The sequence below is a fragment of the Archaeoglobus neptunius genome (assembly GCF_016757965.1).
In the GTDB taxonomy this organism is placed as follows: Archaea; Halobacteriota; Archaeoglobi; order Archaeoglobales; family Archaeoglobaceae; genus Archaeoglobus; species Archaeoglobus neptunius.
In genome coordinates, this window is the sequence record NZ_JAEKIW010000001.1 from 177152 (window position 1) to 194026 (window position 16875).

19 protein-coding genes are annotated in these 16875 nt (G+C 46.0%); 15 read left to right on the plus strand and 4 right to left on the minus strand.

Features of this window, described 5'->3' with window-relative positions; all coding sequences use genetic code 11:
- Nucleotides 1–7 precede the first annotated feature (7 nt).
- The 7 genes from JFQ59_RS00975 to JFQ59_RS01005 are packed head-to-tail and all read left to right on the plus strand — an operon-like array spanning nt 8 to nt 5182.
- Nucleotides 8–499 carry an NOB1 family endonuclease gene (locus JFQ59_RS00975; RefSeq protein ID WP_202318521.1) on the plus strand — a complete coding sequence of 164 codons (492 nt, stop codon included), beginning with the start codon at nt 8–10 and terminating at the stop codon, nt 497–499.
- Nucleotides 474–1061, plus strand: a complete 588-nt coding sequence (locus JFQ59_RS00980; protein WP_202318522.1) for an orotate phosphoribosyltransferase-like protein — start codon at nt 474–476, stop codon at nt 1059–1061. The genes JFQ59_RS00975 and JFQ59_RS00980 overlap by 26 nt, the downstream gene beginning before the upstream one ends.
- Entirely contained in the window at nt 1061–1978 is a 918-nt protein-coding gene (aglJ, locus tag JFQ59_RS00985) for an S-layer glycoprotein N-glycosyltransferase AglJ (protein WP_202318523.1), read from the plus strand. Before JFQ59_RS00980 ends, aglJ begins: the two co-directional genes overlap by 1 nt.
- A complete protein-coding gene (locus tag JFQ59_RS00990; RefSeq protein ID WP_230972173.1) occupies nt 1959–2966 on the plus strand; it encodes a CofH family radical SAM protein in 1008 nt (335 codons plus the stop codon). The genes aglJ and JFQ59_RS00990 overlap by 20 nt, the downstream gene beginning before the upstream one ends.
- 8 nt (nt 2967–2974) lie before the next feature.
- The gene (locus JFQ59_RS00995) at nt 2975–3712 is read left to right on the plus strand and encodes a menaquinone biosynthetic enzyme MqnA/MqnD family protein (RefSeq protein ID WP_202318524.1); all 738 of its coding nucleotides are present in this window, start codon (nt 2975–2977) and stop codon (nt 3710–3712) included.
- Nucleotides 3669–4736, plus strand: a complete 1068-nt coding sequence (gene mqnC / locus JFQ59_RS01000) for a cyclic dehypoxanthinyl futalosine synthase (RefSeq protein ID WP_202318525.1) — start codon at nt 3669–3671, stop codon at nt 4734–4736. The genes JFQ59_RS00995 and mqnC overlap by 44 nt, the downstream gene beginning before the upstream one ends.
- Nucleotides 4736–5182: a DUF2284 domain-containing protein gene (locus JFQ59_RS01005; protein WP_202318526.1), complete on the plus strand. Its 447-nt coding sequence runs from the start codon at nt 4736–4738 to the stop codon at nt 5180–5182. The genes mqnC and JFQ59_RS01005 overlap by 1 nt, the downstream gene beginning before the upstream one ends.
- Nucleotides 5183–5186: 4 nt before the next feature.
- On the opposite strand, the gene JFQ59_RS01010 is transcribed toward JFQ59_RS01005, so the two are convergent.
- From JFQ59_RS01010 to JFQ59_RS01025, 4 genes are all read right to left on the minus strand, one after another.
- Complete coding sequence (locus JFQ59_RS01010; protein WP_202318527.1) at nt 5187–6539, minus strand: hypothetical protein; 1353 nt, start codon at nt 6537–6539, stop codon at nt 5187–5189.
- Nucleotides 6540–6579: 40 nt separating this feature from the next.
- Nucleotides 6580–7302, minus strand: coding sequence for an ABC transporter ATP-binding protein (locus tag JFQ59_RS01015; protein WP_202318528.1), 723 nt, complete (start codon nt 7300–7302; stop codon nt 6580–6582).
- A gap of 70 nt (nt 7303–7372) precedes the next feature.
- On the minus strand, nt 7373–8710 hold the full coding sequence (locus tag JFQ59_RS01020) for an FAD-binding oxidoreductase (protein ID WP_202318529.1): 1338 nt from the start codon (nt 8708–8710) through the stop codon (nt 7373–7375).
- A 14-nt stretch (nt 8711–8724) separates the two neighbouring features.
- Nucleotides 8725–10035 carry an FAD-dependent oxidoreductase gene (locus tag JFQ59_RS01025; protein WP_202318530.1) on the minus strand — a complete coding sequence of 437 codons (1311 nt, stop codon included), beginning with the start codon at nt 10033–10035 and terminating at the stop codon, nt 8725–8727.
- An 87-nt stretch (nt 10036–10122) separates the two neighbouring features.
- Between JFQ59_RS01025 and JFQ59_RS01030 the strand changes: the two genes are divergently transcribed.
- The 8 genes from JFQ59_RS01030 to JFQ59_RS01065 are packed head-to-tail and all read left to right on the plus strand — an operon-like array spanning nt 10123 to nt 16838.
- Nucleotides 10123–10944 carry a TatD family hydrolase gene (locus tag JFQ59_RS01030; protein WP_202318531.1) on the plus strand — a complete coding sequence of 274 codons (822 nt, stop codon included), beginning with the start codon at nt 10123–10125 and terminating at the stop codon, nt 10942–10944.
- Complete coding sequence (gene endA / locus JFQ59_RS01035; protein ID WP_202318532.1) at nt 10941–11861, plus strand: tRNA-intron lyase; 921 nt, start codon at nt 10941–10943, stop codon at nt 11859–11861. The genes JFQ59_RS01030 and endA overlap by 4 nt, the downstream gene beginning before the upstream one ends.
- Nucleotides 11858–12379, plus strand: a complete 522-nt coding sequence (gene yjjX, locus JFQ59_RS01040; protein WP_202318533.1) for an inosine/xanthosine triphosphatase — start codon at nt 11858–11860, stop codon at nt 12377–12379. The genes endA and yjjX overlap by 4 nt, the downstream gene beginning before the upstream one ends.
- Nucleotides 12376–13218: an SPL family radical SAM protein gene (locus JFQ59_RS01045; RefSeq protein ID WP_202318534.1), complete on the plus strand. Its 843-nt coding sequence runs from the start codon at nt 12376–12378 to the stop codon at nt 13216–13218. The genes yjjX and JFQ59_RS01045 overlap by 4 nt, the downstream gene beginning before the upstream one ends.
- 31 nt (nt 13219–13249) lie before the next feature.
- Complete coding sequence (locus JFQ59_RS01050) at nt 13250–13723, plus strand: ArsR family transcriptional regulator (RefSeq protein WP_330999816.1); 474 nt, start codon at nt 13250–13252, stop codon at nt 13721–13723.
- Nucleotides 13720–14931 carry a M20 family metallo-hydrolase gene (locus JFQ59_RS01055; RefSeq protein ID WP_202318536.1) on the plus strand — a complete coding sequence of 404 codons (1212 nt, stop codon included), beginning with the start codon at nt 13720–13722 and terminating at the stop codon, nt 14929–14931. The genes JFQ59_RS01050 and JFQ59_RS01055 overlap by 4 nt, the downstream gene beginning before the upstream one ends.
- Nucleotides 14932–14951: 20 nt before the next feature.
- A complete protein-coding gene (locus JFQ59_RS01060; RefSeq protein WP_202318537.1) occupies nt 14952–15827 on the plus strand; it encodes an MBL fold metallo-hydrolase in 876 nt (291 codons plus the stop codon).
- An 18-nt stretch (nt 15828–15845) separates the two neighbouring features.
- Nucleotides 15846–16838 (plus strand): fumarylacetoacetate hydrolase family protein, encoded by a 993-nt coding sequence (locus tag JFQ59_RS01065; RefSeq protein ID WP_202318538.1) that lies wholly within the window; start codon nt 15846–15848, stop codon nt 16836–16838.
- Nucleotides 16839–16875 lie beyond the last annotated feature (37 nt).

Below are 16875 nucleotides of genomic sequence, written 5' to 3' on the forward strand. Positions count from 1 at the left end.
TCAGGGTGTGAGAGTGTACGTCATCGACTCCAGTGCCATCTTTCAGAGAAAGGCCGTTTACGCTAACATGGTGACCGTGCCGGAGGTAGCGGCAGAGATACTTGATGAAGCTTCAGCACTCTACTTCAGCATAAAAAATCTCAGAGTTGAGGAGGCCACGGATGAGGGAGTTAACAAAGTCATAGAAGCTGCAAGAAAGACAGGAGATATCCACAAACTGTCTCAGACAGATATAAAGGTTCTCGCAAAGGCAATTGACGAAATGGAAAAAGGAAACGATGTTGTACTCGTGACTGACGATTACGCAATTCAGAATGTGGCCATGAGCCTCGGTATAAAGTTCGACTCAATTCTGCATCGGCAGATATCAAAAGAGTTTAAATGGATAAAGGTATGTAGAGGATGTGGTAGAAAAATTGATTCCGACATCTGCCCCGTTTGCGGGAGTGAGGCAATAATTAGGAGGGTTAAAAATGACAAAAATAGAGACCTTGGTTGAAAGAGCGAGAAAACTGAAGGAGAAAGGCCTGACAACCGAAGAAATTGCGGATGAACTTAACGTTTCAAGAGAAACCGCAATGTGGCTGATTACAAGAGTCAGTGAAACTCCCCCCTCAGACATCTATGTCGAGTGGAGAAAACTCACGAAACCGTCGAGGTTGAGACATCTTGCTTCGGCAATAGCCGATATGATACGGGAGGAGGTATCCGAAAGGGTTGATGCTGTTGTTGGAATTGCGACAAGCGGGATTCCTCTGGCGTCAATGGTTGCAGAGGAGTTAGGTTGCGATCTTGCAATTTACTACCCCCGGAAGTTCAAAACTGAAGAAGAGAGGCCGAGAGGTGGAATACTGAGTGAGAATTTTGCCAGGGTGATCGGCAAGAACTGCGTTATTATTGATGATATAATATCGACGGGCAGATCCATCAAGGAGGCTGCAGAAATTATAGAGGCACATGAGGGTAGAGCTCTTTGCGCTGCAGTGATTGTGAACAAAAGAGGCGGGGATGAGATAGACTCCCTCCCAGTACTGAGTATGCTGAAAATACTGAGGATATAATGGATGTCACGGTTGTTATTCCAACCCTGAATGAGGAGGAGGCGATTGGTGAGGTAGTCGAAGGTTTCGTCCGTCAGGGATTTAAGGTTCTCGTCATTGACGGAAACAGCAAGGACAGAACGAGAGAAATAGCACGGCAAATGGGTGCTGAGGTTGTGGTTCAGACCGGGAAAGGAAAAGGTCAGGCAGTGGCAGAGGCTTTTGAAATCGTCAACAGCGAAGTTCTGGTTCTGGTAGATGGAGACGGGAGTTATCTGCCGGAAGAAGTTACAAAGCTGCTTGAACCAATAAATAGAGGTCTGGCAGACCACGTGGTGGGTAACAGGTTTGCCAACTATGAAAAGGGAGCTTTCACAAGATTAAACCTCGTTGGCAACAAAATTCTGAACTTTTTCTTCAGATTTGCCTATGGTATCGAGCTCAGGGACATTCTGTCCGGATACAGGGCATTGAAAAGGGAGGTTTATAAAAACGTGGAGTTGAAAAAAGCAGGATTCGAAATTGAAACTGAACTCACCGTTGAAACAATTGCCAAAGGGTTCAGAATTCTCGAAATTCCGATAACATACAGAAAAAGAGGTGGAAAAACCAAACTAAACCCTCTGATGGACGGTTTCAGAATCGGGAAGACGATATATGAACTGATGAGCAGGTACAGTCCTGCCAGATACCTTTACATCATTGGACTGATTTTCATTTTTGCAGGCATACTTTCAGGTGGCTACGTGGTTTATCAGTGGTTTCACAGAATTACCCACTATCTAATGGCGATCCTGACATCTCTGTTCATTATCACCGGAGTCCAGCTCATAATGTTCGGACTGATTGCAGACTTCATATTCAGAAGTAATGTGGAGTTTCGCAAGGAGTTAAGAAGAATCAGAGAGGCGATGGAATTTGAACGTAAGGGAGATTGAAAGGCTGTTTGAACAAAATCTGCACGATCTCGGGAAAATTGCGGATTCGATAAATGACTGCGTCATGTTCGTCATTAACAGACATATAAACTACACGGATATCTGCATCTCCCGCTGCCCGCTTTGTGCATTCAATAACAGGGAGAGGTATCTCCTGACAATCGACGAAGTTGTGAAAAAGGCCAGAGAAGCTTACAGTGAGGGGGCAACAGAGTTTCATATTGTTGGAGGTCACAATCCTGAACTCAGTGTGGAGTATTTCGAAGAGATGTTCAGAAGAATAAAGAAAGAGATGCCCGATGCCGTTATTAAAGCTTTAACGGCAACTGAAGTGTACTACTATGCCAAAAAGAATAAAATGAGTGTAAAGGAATTTTTAAACCGTCTGAAGGATGCCGGACTGGAAGCAATGCCGGGTGGCGGTGCGGAGATTCTTGTGGACGAGGTCAGAAGGAGAATCAGCCCGAACAAGTGCAGCAGTGAGGAGTGGCTGAGGGTTATGGAGACCGCTCACAAGCTTGGGATAAGGAGTAATGCAACAATGCTCTTCGGACATGTGGAGAGTATAAGGCACAGGGCAATTCACCTTTACAAGCTGAGAAAGCTTCAGGAAAGAACAGGAGGGTTCATATCGTTCATACCGCTCGTTTATCATCCTGAAAACACACCTTTGAATGATATTGTGAAAGAGAAAACAGACGCTGTGGACATTCTGAAAACGATCGCAGTTTCAAGGATAGTTCTGGACAATTTCAAGAGTATCAGAGCTTACTGGGTTATGCTTGGGGAAAGATTGACCGAGGTGGCTGTGAGGTACGGGGCGAATGATATAGACGGAACAATCATGGGTGAAAAAATCACGCATGCTGCAGGAGCAAAAACGCCGGAAGGTTTGACGGTGGATAGGCTGATTGAGATTGGAAAGAGTGCAGGAAAGAGAGTTGGGCAGAGGGATACGTTCTGCAACATCATAAGGTGGTATACCTGAGGGATGGGATGAAGGTCGGAAAATTTGGATACCTCAACAACTTTCTGCCATACTACTTTCTCAACGGGGTCGAGGTTGTTGAAGCAACGCCAAAGGATATGGCATCCAAGCTTTTGAACGGACAGATAGACTACGCTCCCATTCCTGCCTTTTTCTATCTTTCCAGAAAAGATCTACTGAGACACTACAGATTTTGTGTTGCCTCTTTCGGGAAAGTACTCAGCGTTGTTGTCGTTTCAAGGGAAAAAGAACTTGACGATGGCCCAATTGCAATAACGAAGGATAGCATGACATCCGTAAGCCTTCTGAAAATAATTCTGAGGGAGAGGGGGCTGAGAAACAGACTTGTACCGATGAAAACTGCCATAGCCCAGGAAATGCTGGAAAGATGCAGACACGCTCTTGTAATAGGAGATGAGGCTATAAAGGCAAGAATGATATACAGAGTTGTGATGGATCTGGGTGAAGAGTGGTACGACCTGACATCACTTCCGATGGTTTTCGGAATTTCTGCTTCTCTGAAAAACGTGGATGCTTCAAATCTGGATTCAAGGATACTGGAATCTCTCAACAAAGCTTACGAGAACATTGAGAGCGTTCTTGAAGACGCCGAAAAAACATTTAAGATGCCGAGGGAGTTTCTGATTGAATACTTCAGAACCCTCAGGTTTGAACTTGGGGGTAAGGAGAGGAGGGGACTGAATGAGTTTGAGAAGTACTGCAGAGACTGTGGACTACTTCGGTAAAGACATTGGCAAAAAGGAGGCTTTGAAACTTTTTGAAATGGACATACACGACGTGGGCCGTATTGCTGATGAAATAAGGAGACAGAAGTGCGGAGACCTTGTCACATTTGTCATTGATACAAACATCAACTACACCAATGTGTGCGTTTCAAAGTGCAGGTTCTGCGCTTTCTATGCCAGAAATGGGGGCTACGTGCTACCCTACGAGGAGATACTGAAAAGGATTGGGGAGGCTGCAAATATCGGTGCAACGCAAATCATGCTGCAGGGTGGTTTGAATCCGGAACTTGGTATTGAGTGGTTTGAGGTTTTGTTCAGGAAAATCAAGGAGAGATATCCGGGTGTGCATATCCACAGTCTTTCTCCTCCGGAAATAGTTTTTCTCGCAAAAACTGAGAAGATGAGCGAGAGAGAGGTTCTGGAGAGGTTGAAAAGTGCTGGCCTCGACTCCCTGCCGGGTGGCGGTGCGGAGATTCTTGTGGACGAGGTCAGAAGGAGAATCAGCCCGAACAAGTGCAGCAGTGAGGAGTGGCTGAGGGTTATGGAGACCGCTCACAAGATGGGAATTCCAACCACTGCCACAATGATGTTCGGGCATGTGGAGAGCAACAAGGACATACTGGATCATCTGCTCAAGCTTAGAGAGCTGCAAAAGAAGACGGGGGGTTTTACTGCCTTCATCCCCTGGACCTTCCAGCCGGGCAACACTGATCTCTACTGTGAGATAAAAAGACCGGTGTCCCCTCTGAGATATCTCCAGGTTCTGGCCATTTCCCGGATAGTTCTTCACAACTTCAGGAATATTCAGGCCTCATGGCTGACACAGGGGTTTGACATCGCAACCCTGAGCCTGTTTTTCGGGGCCAACGATTTCGGCGGAACGATGCTTGAAGAGAATGTGGTGAAAGCTACAGGCAAGGCGTTCAGACCTGCAAGGGTGGATGAGATAGTAAAAGCCGTTAAGGCCGTGGGTAGACCCGTTGCCCTGAGAGACACGTACTACAAAATTCTGGAGTGGTTCTGATGCTTGAGAGTATAAAAAAGCTTATCGAAAAATACGGATTGGTTGCAGAGGTTGAGGAAATAAATCCTGCTGATTTGAGGCTGGATTTAAGAGCCAGATGGAAGTGCATGTTCGGGTGCGATAGCTATGGAAAGCCGTCGTGCCCACCCAATGTTCCGGACTATGACGAGTGTGTGAGATTCGTTACTTCCTACAAAAGGGCATTTCTGTTCAGGTTCAAGATTGAGAAAATCGAGGATATCAGAAAAGCTCAGGAGTTTATGATTGAGGCGGAGATGAGTCTTAAAAAACCTTACGCTCTTTCAACTTTCCCGGGAGGGTGTATGATCTGTGAAGAGTGCAGTGGAAGGTGCAGCAAGGTGAGACCTTCTCTCTCCGCACTGTGCATAGATGCTTCAGGGTTCAACATCAAAGAAGAGATGGTTGCCATACTTTTTGTCGAATAAATATTTACCTGTTTTTTATCCGGAAAGCTGCGAGGAATAGTAACATCTCAATCACAGAAACAGGAAAGGCAAAATTCGCAAAACTCTGTTTCAGCAGCAGTGTTGCAAATCCGCCAGAAGCAATGGGCAGGAAGACCACCACCAGTGAAATGAAAAACGAAATCGCAGACTCCACATTGATGGGGTCGTTAGAAATCCTGCTTGAGAAGGTGACTGCTACAAGTATCACGGCCAATCCGGTGGGGACAATAGATAGAGCGTTCACAACGTTACCGCCTCTGCAGTATACTGCAGCGATTATGATGGCCAGGGAGAGGAGATAAACAAACAGAGAAGAAACAACTTTCGATATTCTGACTTCTTGCTCCGTGAGTGGTAGTGAGTGCGTATAACTGCTCCTGTCCAGCACGGTAAATGTTGAAGCTGTTGCAACGGTCATTATCTGCATAACAGCAACACTCAGTATCTCAGAGCCTTTGAAGAAGAAGAGGAGGTATATCAGACCGTTAAAGAGTGGCAAGAAAGCTATGACTGCCATCTGAGGACTTCTGAACAGCAGTTTGAAATCCTTGACGACCATCGCTGCAAGTCTACCAGTTTTCTTAACTTTCCAGATGGTCTTCTTCCCGTAAACTTTTGCAAAATTCTCCTGCGCAATTCTATCAATGGAGAAAGTAAAAAGAACGGTGGACAGTACCACATACGGCAAACTCATCAGTGCATGGTTGAGATTCAGCGGATCGGAAATCCACATGCTGAACGGGACTGGGTATATGAAGACATACCTATCCAGCCCTTCTGTCCTGTAGATCAGCAGGATGAGCTGATAGAGGAAGTACACACCATAAAAGGAGAGCATCCACAGTACCGTTACTGCTGTTTTAACAATCGAGCCAGTAAGGGAACCGCTCGCATGGATGTTGCTTAACTTTTTTCCGAGCAGAATGTTGATCGCAAGAGAAAACATCACTGCGGTTGTATAGGCAATCGCTGCCGGGATTGCAGAAAGAGGATTTCTAATGGTGATGAATCCTACAAACAGCAGGAACCCTGCAATTACGGGCCAGTCATAGAGGCGAAAAAAGCCCAGCACTCTGACCTTCTCTATTTCTCTTTTGCCAAGTGGAAGGGTGTGAAGGTAGCTGAGATCGAGCTTGAAATAGGAGTTGGAGAAACTGATACCAAAAAACAGCATTATGATCGTGAGGGAGAGCAGTGAACCGGTGTAATGCTCACTTTCAAACACCATTCCGCAGCTTATAATCACGGCCAGACCCAGAAAGATTTTGACGATCAGAGTGTTTGCCCTGAGATATTTGCTGATTCTTTCCGGGTCAGCCCTGCTGTGCTCTACCATATTTCTGATCACTGCCTCAGCGTAAACGAGGTCCGCAAAATTATATAGAGGCAATAATCTTCCCAAGATTTTCATACTGACCAGTGATTTCCAGAAACACTTCTTCGAGACTTTTACCAGCCAGGATCTCATCAATGTTTCCTTCTGCTATCTTCCTTCCACCGTTTATAACCACCACCCTTGTGGCGAGCTTTTCCGCAACATCAAGAATGTGGGTCGATAGCAGCACGCCGCCATTCTCGGCCTTTTTTGATATTACCTCCTTGAGGACTCTGGCTGAAAAAACGTCTAATCCGTTAAGCGGCTCGTCAAGTAACAGGTAGGGTGGATCATGAAGCAAAGCTGCTATAACTGCAACCTTCTTTCTGTTTCCCATTGAGAGGGAAAGGATTGGCCTGGTCATGTAATCCTCAATTCTGAAAATCCTTACGAGATTTTCAACCCTTTTCTCTACATTTTCGAGCTCTCTAACCGAAATTATGAAGTTGAAGAGTTCTTCCGGAGTCAGATGGTCTATCAGGTTCACCTCCTCAGGGACGTAACCAAAAAGATTCTTGGCCTCTTTCGTTCTGGCGTCTACCCCGTCAAACCTTATATCCCCATCATAATCAACAATTCCCACCAGAGACTTCATTATTGAGCTTTTTCCTGCACCGTTTGGCCCCAGAATTGCCACAACTTCTCCCCTGCCTATCGTGAAGTCAACCCTGTTCACTGCAATCACTTTTCCGTACTTTACTGTAAGATTGCTAACCTCGATCACATTTCATGGCATGCTGTAGCATATTTATGATTTTCGCTATTGAAGTTCCTGGCAGATATCTCTTCCCGACTCAACCATGATTGGGAAGAACGACCTTTCCCGGGTTCAGAATGCCCCTGGGGTCAAACAGACTCTTTATTTCCTTCATAATTCTGTACTGATCGGGACAGATCTCGGCCAGTTCCTGAATCTTGACAGTACCTATACCATGTTCACCGCTGATTACGCCCCCGTAGCTTACTGCAAGTTCTAAAAGCTTCTTTCTGAATTCGAAATACGTATTCTCCCAGCCGTCGTAAATCAGTGGATGCTGATGGACATTCCCGTCACCCGCATGGCCGTAGGTTACCAGCTCAATTCCGTATTTTTCTGCAAGCTCATTGCTTTTTCTCCAGTAATCTGCGATTTTAGCAGGAGGAACGCACGCATCCAGAATTTCAATGATTTCATTTCTCAAACCCTCATAAATCAATCCCCTCACCGCCATTAAATCGTCCTGTTCCCTTTTCCCCGTTGCGACAAAAACATCTATGGCACCCTTATTTTCAGCAATCTCCGCCGCCTCTTCAGCCTCATCAAACCGTTCAAAAATCATCAGAAGGTGTGCTTCCCCCTCCCTGCTTACCCAGCGCCTTCCGCTTACCCTTTCTCCAATTTCAACCGCCCTTCTTTCCATAAACTCAAGGGCCATGGGAAGCATTTTGGATGAAATCTCAACCACACAACTCATTGCGTCCTCCATTCTCTGGAATGGAGCTGCCAGAACAGTAATGTCCTTCATTGCAGGAAAAAGACGCAGTGTGGCCTGAGTAACGACTCCAAGTGTCCCCTCACTCCCTATCAAAAGGTGGAGCAATGAGTAACCCGAAGAGTTTTTCACAGTCCTTCCCCCCACCCTCAGTATCTTTCCACTTGCCAGAACGAACTCGAGACCAAGAACGTAGTTCCTCATTGTGCCGTATTTAAGTGCTCTAACACCACCTGCATTTGTGGCGATCATGCCCCCTACCGTTGCAGTCTCTGCTCCGGGATGGGGCGGGAAGCTGAGCCCGTTTTTAAACGCTGCCCGGTCAAGCTGTTTCAATGTAACTCCAGCACCACAAACCGCCACCCTGTTCTCAGTATCAACTTCAATCTCAACCATTTTCTCTGTTGAAAGCAGAATTCCATTTGCTGTGGGTACGGCGCCACCGCTAAGCCCCGTTCCCCCACCACGGGTGAAGACAGGAATACCTCTCTCGTTTGCAAATTTCAGTATTTCAGACACATCCACGCTGTTCTCCGGTTTAACCACGACAAAATTTTCTGCCGGTTCAGGAGCTATCAGGGGTGGAGTTTCATCAACTCGGTAGGCATCTGAAGGTGGGAAGACCTCACATATTTTGCCCAGCTCTTCAACCCAGTCCATGAAAAAATTGGGAACTAGAATTTAAGAACTCTTGCAGAAACCACTATTGGATCCCAGATTGGGGTGAATGGTGGGGCATAGCCAAGATCGGCAAAGAAAATATCTCTTGTCGTAAATCCAGCCTGAATCATTGATGCAAAAACGTTCACCCTCATCGCAACATCTGCCCCCAGAACCTGGGCTCCGAGCACCCTGTTCGTCTCCTTCTCAGCAACAACTTTCAGCGTGGTATCCCTCGCTCCCGGATAGTAATGCACTCTTGTTTTCGCCTTTATCGTTGCGGTTTTGACTTCAAAACCTTCATTTATCGCTGCCTTCTCCGTCAATCCAGTAGCACCGATTTCAAAGTCAAAAAACTTTGTAAGCTGCGTCCCGAGCACCCCGGGAAACTCAATGTCCCCACCGGCAGCGTTTACACCCGCAACGTACCCCATTTTGTTTCCCGGCGGGGCGAGTGGTATCCAAACCCTCTTTCCTGTAATCATGTGTACGGTTTCCGCACAGTCTCCGGCGGCGTAAACGTTTTCAATGTTTGTCTGCATCCTGCTGTCCGTCCATATTGCCCCTGTTTCACCGATTCTGCATCCTATCTGCTCTGCAATTGCCGTGTTCGCCTTAACCCCTGTTGCAACTATAACAACATCGGCAGGGTACTCACCCTTATCGGTTACAACCTTTCTAACCATTTCGTTTCCTTCAAAGGCCAGCACCCTTTCCTGGAGTCTGAGATCAACCCTTTTCTCAATCTCCTGCCTCACGGTTTCGGCAACATCCTTATCAAGATTTGGTAGCGGCTGGTCTAGATACTCAATTACGGTTACCTTCTTACCCTGTTCTGCAGCAGCCTCCGCCATCTCCACACCGACGTATCCCGCACCCACTATTACCACATTACGAGCCTTAATGACTGCATTCCTGAGTTCTTCTGCCTGTGACGGGTGTCTGACAGTAAAAACATTCTTCAAATCGAGTCCCTCAAAGGGTGGAGTCTTGGGTAACGCTCCGGTAGCTATTATAAGCTTATCCCACTCGTATTTTTTCTCCTGTCCGTTCTCCAAAACCCTAATGAATCCATCTCCTGCCTCCACAACTCTGGCATTCATGTGTAGATCAATTCCCCTCTTTTCCCTGAAAAACTCCGGTGGATAGTACATCAGATGAGAAGGGTCTGAAAGTCCCTCAACGACGTATGGAATGCCGCACGGGGCATGGCTTACAAAACTGGTCTCTTCAAAAACAATCACGTCCCATCCTGACTTCAGAGCCTTTACCCTTGAAGCAGCACTCATTCCTGCTGCTCCACCGCCAACCACAACAACTTTCATGGTTTATTATTCTCCAAGTTCAATTTATGCTTTTCGCGGATTTGCTGAAAAATACAAATTTATAATCCGTTCATCAGACTTCGGCCCATGATAATAACCGATGACCACATGCATCTTTACAATAATCTCAAACTTAAGGCACTGGAACAGTTCAGGAATGCTAGCGGAACTCACGTATTTCTGGTTAACCTGCTTTGCCATCACTACGGTGTTAAACCAGAAAAGGGTATGGATTTTGCTGAGGTCTTTGATAGGCATGTGTCTCTGGTGAACAGGGCAAACAGAATAGTTAAAGCTTATGCAGTTCTTGGAGTTCATCCGGCAGAAATAACCGTTCTTGGAGACAGACTTGGATATGAGAGAGCCGCAGAAATAATGAAAGATGCACTCGAGCTGGCAGGAAGATACGTCGAGGAGGGAAAGGCGGTGGCTCTGAAGTCGGGACGACCCCACTATCCGGTAAGCAGACAGGTATGGAAGCTGAGCAATGAAGTTCTGATGCATGCATTTGAGGTCGCAAAAGATGTCGGATGCGCCGTACAGCTCCACACGGAAAGCTACACAAAAGAGGGTATGATGGAGATAGCGAAAATGGCTGACAGGGCAGGTTTGAAAAGAGAGAAGGTCGTGAAACACTTCTCACCAGCAAGAGTGAAGGAATTTGAGGAAATCGGTATTTTCCCCTCTATACTTGCCGGAAATGACAACGTTCTGAAGGCTGCAACTCAGGGAGATAGATTTACGGTGGAGACGGACTACATAGATGACCGCAGGAGGCCCGGGGCAGTACTCGGTCCAAAAACGGTTCCCAGAAAGATGAGGGAACTGCTGGAAAAAGGTTATGATGAGGACTTCATCTACAAAATATGTGTCGAGAACATCGAGAGGGTTTACGGGGTAGAGTTATGACGCTCTCAGAAAACTTTGCGGTAATAAATGCAAAAAAGTCAATCGAAAGAAGGGGTTTTGGTGTAAAAAAGGGAGATAAAATTTACCTTCATCCGATAGAGGCTGTTTACCTCCAGATGAGGGGTATAGCAAACTTCGGGGAAATGTCAGAGGTCCTTGAGTGGGCTCAAGATCAGATGGAGGATTTTTCCACGTACTATTTTGTCTACGAAGATCTGAGAGACAGGGGAAACAGAGTAAGAATTCAGGGAGAGTATCTCTTAACGAACAGAGCCTATCTACCCATTTCAGAAAGAAAAAAAGTTCGGATCGCAGAAATAGCTGAGAAGGCAGAGAGTTTCAAAGATTTTCGACTGGCTGTTGTTGATGAGGAAAGCGAGATAACATACTATCGGGTGTATGAACCGGATATGACGGGAGAACAGGTAGAGGAGATATGTGAAATCAGGGGCATAGTGCTCAAAGATCGTGTACTGACACCTGATACGGAAATATTCAAGAAGTTCTTTTTCGGAAGTTACAAGGGTGAGTTCGTGGCACTCTCCCTTATTGAAAGTGTTTATCTGGCAGAAATGGGGGTCCTGAAAATTTTGAACGGTGATGTGAAGACGCTTGTTGAAACTGCCAGAAAGGTGGAGGATAACTTTGACAGAAGATATGAGGTTTACAAAGACCTTAAAACAAGAAAATTTGTGGTCAAAACTGGCTACAAGTTCGGCTGTGATTTTAGAATATACAGAAAGGTTACAGGTGCTGATGATCTCCCGCATTCTGAGTATCTCATAGACATCACAGATGACAGGACCATGAAGCTCAGCGAAATCGCCAGGGCCGTTAGGCTTGCACAAAACGTCCGGAAAAGGATGGTGTTCGTTTTTGGAAATAGATACATCTGTTTTGAGAGGGTGAAAATATGAGGGTCGTGGTTGGTTCCAAGAATCCCACGAAAGTTGAGGGTACCAGACAGGCATTCTTGCAGTATTTTGAGGACGTGGAGGTTACAGGTGTGGAGGTGAAAACGGACATTCCTTCCCAACCCTTCGACGGTGAAACCATAACAGGAGCAATTGAGAGGGCTAAAAAATCTTACTCCAGCGAATATGACTTCTCTGTTGGTATTGAAGCAGGGCTTTTCAGATTTGATGGGACGATTACAGGCTATATCGATTTTCAGGTGGCAGCCATCTACAATGGAAAGGTTTACACCCTAGGTTTCGGTCCCGGATTTGAGTATCCCCCAATGGTAATCGGTGAGGTGCTTAAGGGAAAGGAAGTTGGAGATGTAATGTCAGAACTTTCAGGAATAGAGGATCTCGGGAAAAAGACCGGAGCGGTGCATTACCTCAGCAAAGGTGTGATTTCAAGGACCGAACTGGCAAGACTGTCAGTCACTATGGCTTTAATACCCTGGATTAACAGGGAACTTTACCTATGAGAGTCATTCGTCCATTTGATCCGTGGAAATCGAAACTGTGCACATGCCCAGAAAAATACTCCTTCAATCCTTACACAGGTTGCGCCCATGACTGCACTTACTGCTACGCCACCTACATACCAAACTTCCGTCATCTGAGAGAAAAGAAGGACCTGTTCAGAAACCTTGAGAGAGACCTGAAAACATTACCCCCGGATTCCCTGATCTCGATGTCCAACAGTTCAGATCCGTATCCGCCTGTGGAAAGACAGAGAGAGATTACCAGAAAATGTCTCAGCATCATGAGAGAGTATGACGTAAGGCTGCTGGTGGTTACGAAAAGCGACATTGTGGTGAGAGATCTGGATATACTGTCCGAGATGCGGTGTGCAGTAAGCATAACCATCACGGGACTCGACTTTCTCGAACCCAATGCACCGCCAACTGAGAAAAGAATTGATGCCCTGAGGAAAGTAAAAGATGCGGGTCTGCCAGCAATACTGCGATTTGATCCTGTAATTCCGGAAATTAATGAAAATCGACTGGATATAATCGATCGCAGTAACCCGGATCATGTTGTGACGTCGACCCTCAAGTTGAAGCCGGATTCTCTTGCAAGAGTTTCAAAGATCCTTCCCGGATTGAACGAAAGATATCGGGAGAGAGTAGGCAGGTATTACTACATGAAAAGAGAGGACAGGTACAGGATAATGAAAAGGATAGAAGAATTCTGCCTGGACATCGGGATTAGCTGCGCCTTCTGTAGAGAAGGTTTTGAATTCCGTGCAGAATCCTGTGACGGAAGTCATCTGGTTAGCACAGCACAAAATAACACATTAAATAAGTTGAAAAATTTTTAAATATTTCTGCCAAAAAAAGGAGAAACGGGAGGTGTGGGAATTGAGCCTTGCCAAGCTATTTCTTCATGAAAGAACTGTAGATATATTACTCAGAATCCTGGAAGCGGAGGATGCGAATGAGAAAATCTATCCCCTTCAAATATCAACCGACGTTGGTTCACCTTACAGCTATATTTCCAAGGTTCTCGGTGAATTCGAGAGGAATTCAATTGTTGAGAGCAAGGTAGAGGGGAGAATGAGGGTTATAACTCTCACAACCTACGGACGGAAGATTGCCGAAATGCTGAGGGACTTGAGGAATGAGCTGGATAAAGACCTGAACGCCAGAAGGAGACTGGATATATTAAAGAGTCTTGCCGGAAATGGTAGAAAGGAAATGAAGGTGTGCCTTCCAATTTTAGCCGAACTTGAGATTTTGAAAAAATCCACGGATGATGAGGGTGTTGTGGTCGAGACGGAAAAGATTATGCGGGAACTGAGAAAGATTATTGAGGAGGTAGCATGAAACTTCTTGAGATTGTGGATGGTTACAGAGATGAAATGATCAGAACACTCTGTGACATTATCGAAATAAAAGCAATACCCCCGGAGTTTGATGGAGATGGTGAGTTCAGAAAGGCTGAATACCTTATGAAGCATCTTAAAGGTTTTGACTCCGTGGAGAGGTATGACGTCAGGGATGAGAGAGTTAGTGATGGAGTCAGACCTAACATTGTGGCGAAGATAGAGGGTGCACTCGAGCGAACAATCTGGATTGTCGCCCATCTTGATGTCGTTCCCGAGGGTGACGAAAAACTCTGGAACACCCCTCCCTTTAAGGGCGTAGTTAAGGACGGCCGGATTTACGGACGAGGCAGTGAGGACAATGGACAGAGCATAGTTTCATCTCTTTTTGCCGCAAAAGCCATCATCGAAAGTGGCTACACTCCAAAATACAGTTTTGGAGTCGTTTACGTTGCTGATGAAGAGGCAGGAAGCAATTATGGTATCAAACATCTGATTGAACAGGATATTTTCAGCAAAAATGATATGTTCATCATTCCAGACATAGGAACGCCGAAAGGTGATATGATAGAAATTGCTGAAAAAAGCATATTGTGGCTTAAATTTAAGGTATATGGTCAGCAAAGTCACGCAAGCATGCCCACAGGCGTCAACGCCAGCAGAAGGGCGATGGAGTTCATCCTGGACCTTGATCAGAAACTGCACTCCAAGTTCAACCGAAAAAACAACCTCTTCATCCCACCCCACTCAACATTTGAGCCAACAAAAAGAGAGAAAAATGTTGACAACATCAATACAATCCCAGGACTGGATGTAAGCTATATGGATTGCAGGATCATTCCGGACTACGATGTAGCAGAGGTTCTTGGCTACATAGAGGACATCAGGAATTTTCATGAAATGAGAGGAAACGGTAGAATTGAGGTTGAGGTTGTGCAAAAGGTGTCATCTCCACAAACACCTGAGACGGCAGTGATAATAGGGAGACTGAAGAAGACGCTGGAGGTGCTGAGGGGCATTACTCCCAAACTCTACGGAATTGGAGGGAATACCTGCGCATCTTTCTTCAGACGGAAAGGATTTACCGAGACGGCGGCATGGTGCACGGCAGATGGTGTTGCCCATCAGGCAAATGAGTACTGTGTTATAGATCACATGGTCAACGATGCCAAGGTGTTTGCAATGCTTGCCTTCGATCCACAGTACTGAGCAAGCAGGGAGGTGGTTGCATGCACGGTGAATTCGTGGAGGTTGCGGAAAACGTCTATGCATACATCCAGGGGAGGGGTGAATGGTTCGTCAGCAACTCTGGATTGATAATCGGGGACAGATATGCTGTTCTCATCGACAGTCTGGCAAACGAGAGTAAAACGAGGTCCATGATTGAAAAAATTGAGGAAATAACCACCATGCCAATCAAACTTCTCGTAAACACTCATGGACATCCCGACCACGTATGGACAAATCACATGTTTGATGCCATAACCATATGCCAGGAAAATGCAAGAAAAGAGACGATGAATGCCTTTGTAGAAATTTACCAGTCTCTTTTTCCAGATCTTGATTTTAGCGGAGCAAAAATTACACCACAGGACGTTACGTTCAGGGAATCTCTCAGCATAAATGCCGGTACGCAAATTCTGCTGAGATATTCGGGAGTAGCGCATACAACAGGTGACTGCTATGTTTACCTGCCCGAGAAAAAAGTTGTCTTCTGCGGCGATCTGCTGTTTGCAAAGCCATGCACACCACTGGCTCTCGCAGGATCAGTCAAGGGGTATATAAACGCTCTAGAAGAGCTTCTAAAGCTTGATGCAGATGTATACATCCCCGGTCACGGAGGTATAGCCGGAAAAGAAGAGGTTGAGATCGAGAAGAGGTATCTGGAATTTGTTTATGAGGAAACAAGAAAGGGTATGGTAAGGGGACTTGGCGTGGATGAAATCGTTGAAAACATTGATCTAGGCGAGTTTTCTGAGTGGAACGAGGTGGAGAGAATATATGCCAACGTTGCGAGAGCCTACAGGGATATAAAGGGTGAGGACATGCAGTTTCAGGAAATTTTAGAGGTGGCAAAAAAGATGCTCGGGAAAAGGCTTAGATAACCGCCGTCTACTACTGCTATGAAGCTGGTCACGTTCGAAGTGCAGGGGGTTGAAAGGATAGGTTTTTTGCTGAATGGGAAAGTCGTCGACCTCACCCTGAGTTACGCAACGTATCTAAGAAATATCGAAGGAGAGACCACACCTCTGAGGATCGCAAATGCCAGAATTCCACCAGATATGCTGAAATTTCTGGATGGAGAGGATAAAGCTCTCCTCGAAGCAAAAAAAGCCTGTGAATACGTCAGCAACATGATCGAGAATGGAAAAGAGGTCAGGGCTCCTAACGGGGCTGAAGTTGCTTACGAGATGGACATTGTCAGGCTGAAGGCCCCAATACCCAGACCGAGGCTCATGGTTGACTTTTCGACATTCGAAGAACACGTTAAGATGGCGTATGAGAAGCTCGGAATGGATGTGCCGAAAGAGTGGTACCAGATACCTGTCGGGTATAAAATGAATCCGTCATCCGTGATTGGTACAGGCGAGCCAATCGTGTGGCCCAAATTTACTCAGCTCCTTGACTACGAGCTCGAGCTGGGGATAGTCATCGGAAAGAAGGGCAGGGATATAAAGAAAGAGGATGCCTACGAGCACGTTTTTGGGTACACAATTGTTAACGACGTGAGTGCAAGAGATATTGAACTGTTGGAGCTCAGGGCGATGCCTCTTGGCCCGTTAAAAAGCAAAGACTTTGACAACGGAACGGTGATTGGGCCGTGCATCGTCACGAGAGATGAAATCAAGGATCCCCACAACCTGAAAATGATAGCGAGAGTAAACGGAGAGGTATGGAGTGAAGCAAACACGAAGGATATGTACTGGAAAATCCCGGATCTGATAGAGCACCTCTCTAGAGATCAGACGATCTACCCAGGAACCGTAATACTCTCCGGCACTCCCGGGGGAGGTTGTGGAATGCATCTGGGCAGGCTTATCAGACCGGGAGATATAATCGAGATGGAGATCGAAGGAATAGGCACCATTAGAAATCAGGTTGTGAAGGCTGAGTGACTTCACAAAAAATCTTTAAATACTTTAAATCAAAAAT

Coding starts and splice junctions, on each gene's coding strand:
- mqnC (WP_202318525.1), top strand. CDS start 3,669: ATGAGTTTGAGAAGTACTGCAGAGACTGTGGACTACTTCGGTAAAGAC.
- JFQ59_RS01010 (WP_202318527.1), bottom strand. CDS start 6,539: ATGGTAGAGCACAGCAGGGCTGACCCGGAAAGAATCAGCAAATATCTC.
- JFQ59_RS01065 (WP_202318538.1), top strand. CDS start 15,846: ATGAAGCTGGTCACGTTCGAAGTGCAGGGGGTTGAAAGGATAGGTTTT.
- JFQ59_RS00995 (WP_202318524.1), top strand. CDS start 2,975: ATGAAGGTCGGAAAATTTGGATACCTCAACAACTTTCTGCCATACTAC.
- JFQ59_RS01020 (WP_202318529.1), bottom strand. CDS start 8,710: ATGGACTGGGTTGAAGAGCTGGGCAAAATATGTGAGGTCTTCCCACCT.
- JFQ59_RS01025 (WP_202318530.1), bottom strand. CDS start 10,035: ATGAAAGTTGTTGTGGTTGGCGGTGGAGCAGCAGGAATGAGTGCTGCT.
- yjjX (WP_202318533.1), top strand. CDS start 11,858: ATGAGGGTCGTGGTTGGTTCCAAGAATCCCACGAAAGTTGAGGGTACC.
- JFQ59_RS01045 (WP_202318534.1), top strand. CDS start 12,376: ATGAGAGTCATTCGTCCATTTGATCCGTGGAAATCGAAACTGTGCACA.
- JFQ59_RS01030 (WP_202318531.1), top strand. CDS start 10,123: ATGATAATAACCGATGACCACATGCATCTTTACAATAATCTCAAACTT.
- JFQ59_RS01005 (WP_202318526.1), top strand. CDS start 4,736: ATGCTTGAGAGTATAAAAAAGCTTATCGAAAAATACGGATTGGTTGCA.
- JFQ59_RS00980 (WP_202318522.1), top strand. CDS start 474: ATGACAAAAATAGAGACCTTGGTTGAAAGAGCGAGAAAACTGAAGGAG.
- JFQ59_RS01060 (WP_202318537.1), top strand. CDS start 14,952: ATGCACGGTGAATTCGTGGAGGTTGCGGAAAACGTCTATGCATACATC.
- endA (WP_202318532.1), top strand. CDS start 10,941: ATGACGCTCTCAGAAAACTTTGCGGTAATAAATGCAAAAAAGTCAATC.
- JFQ59_RS01055 (WP_202318536.1), top strand. CDS start 13,720: ATGAAACTTCTTGAGATTGTGGATGGTTACAGAGATGAAATGATCAGA.
- aglJ (WP_202318523.1), top strand. CDS start 1,061: ATGGATGTCACGGTTGTTATTCCAACCCTGAATGAGGAGGAGGCGATT.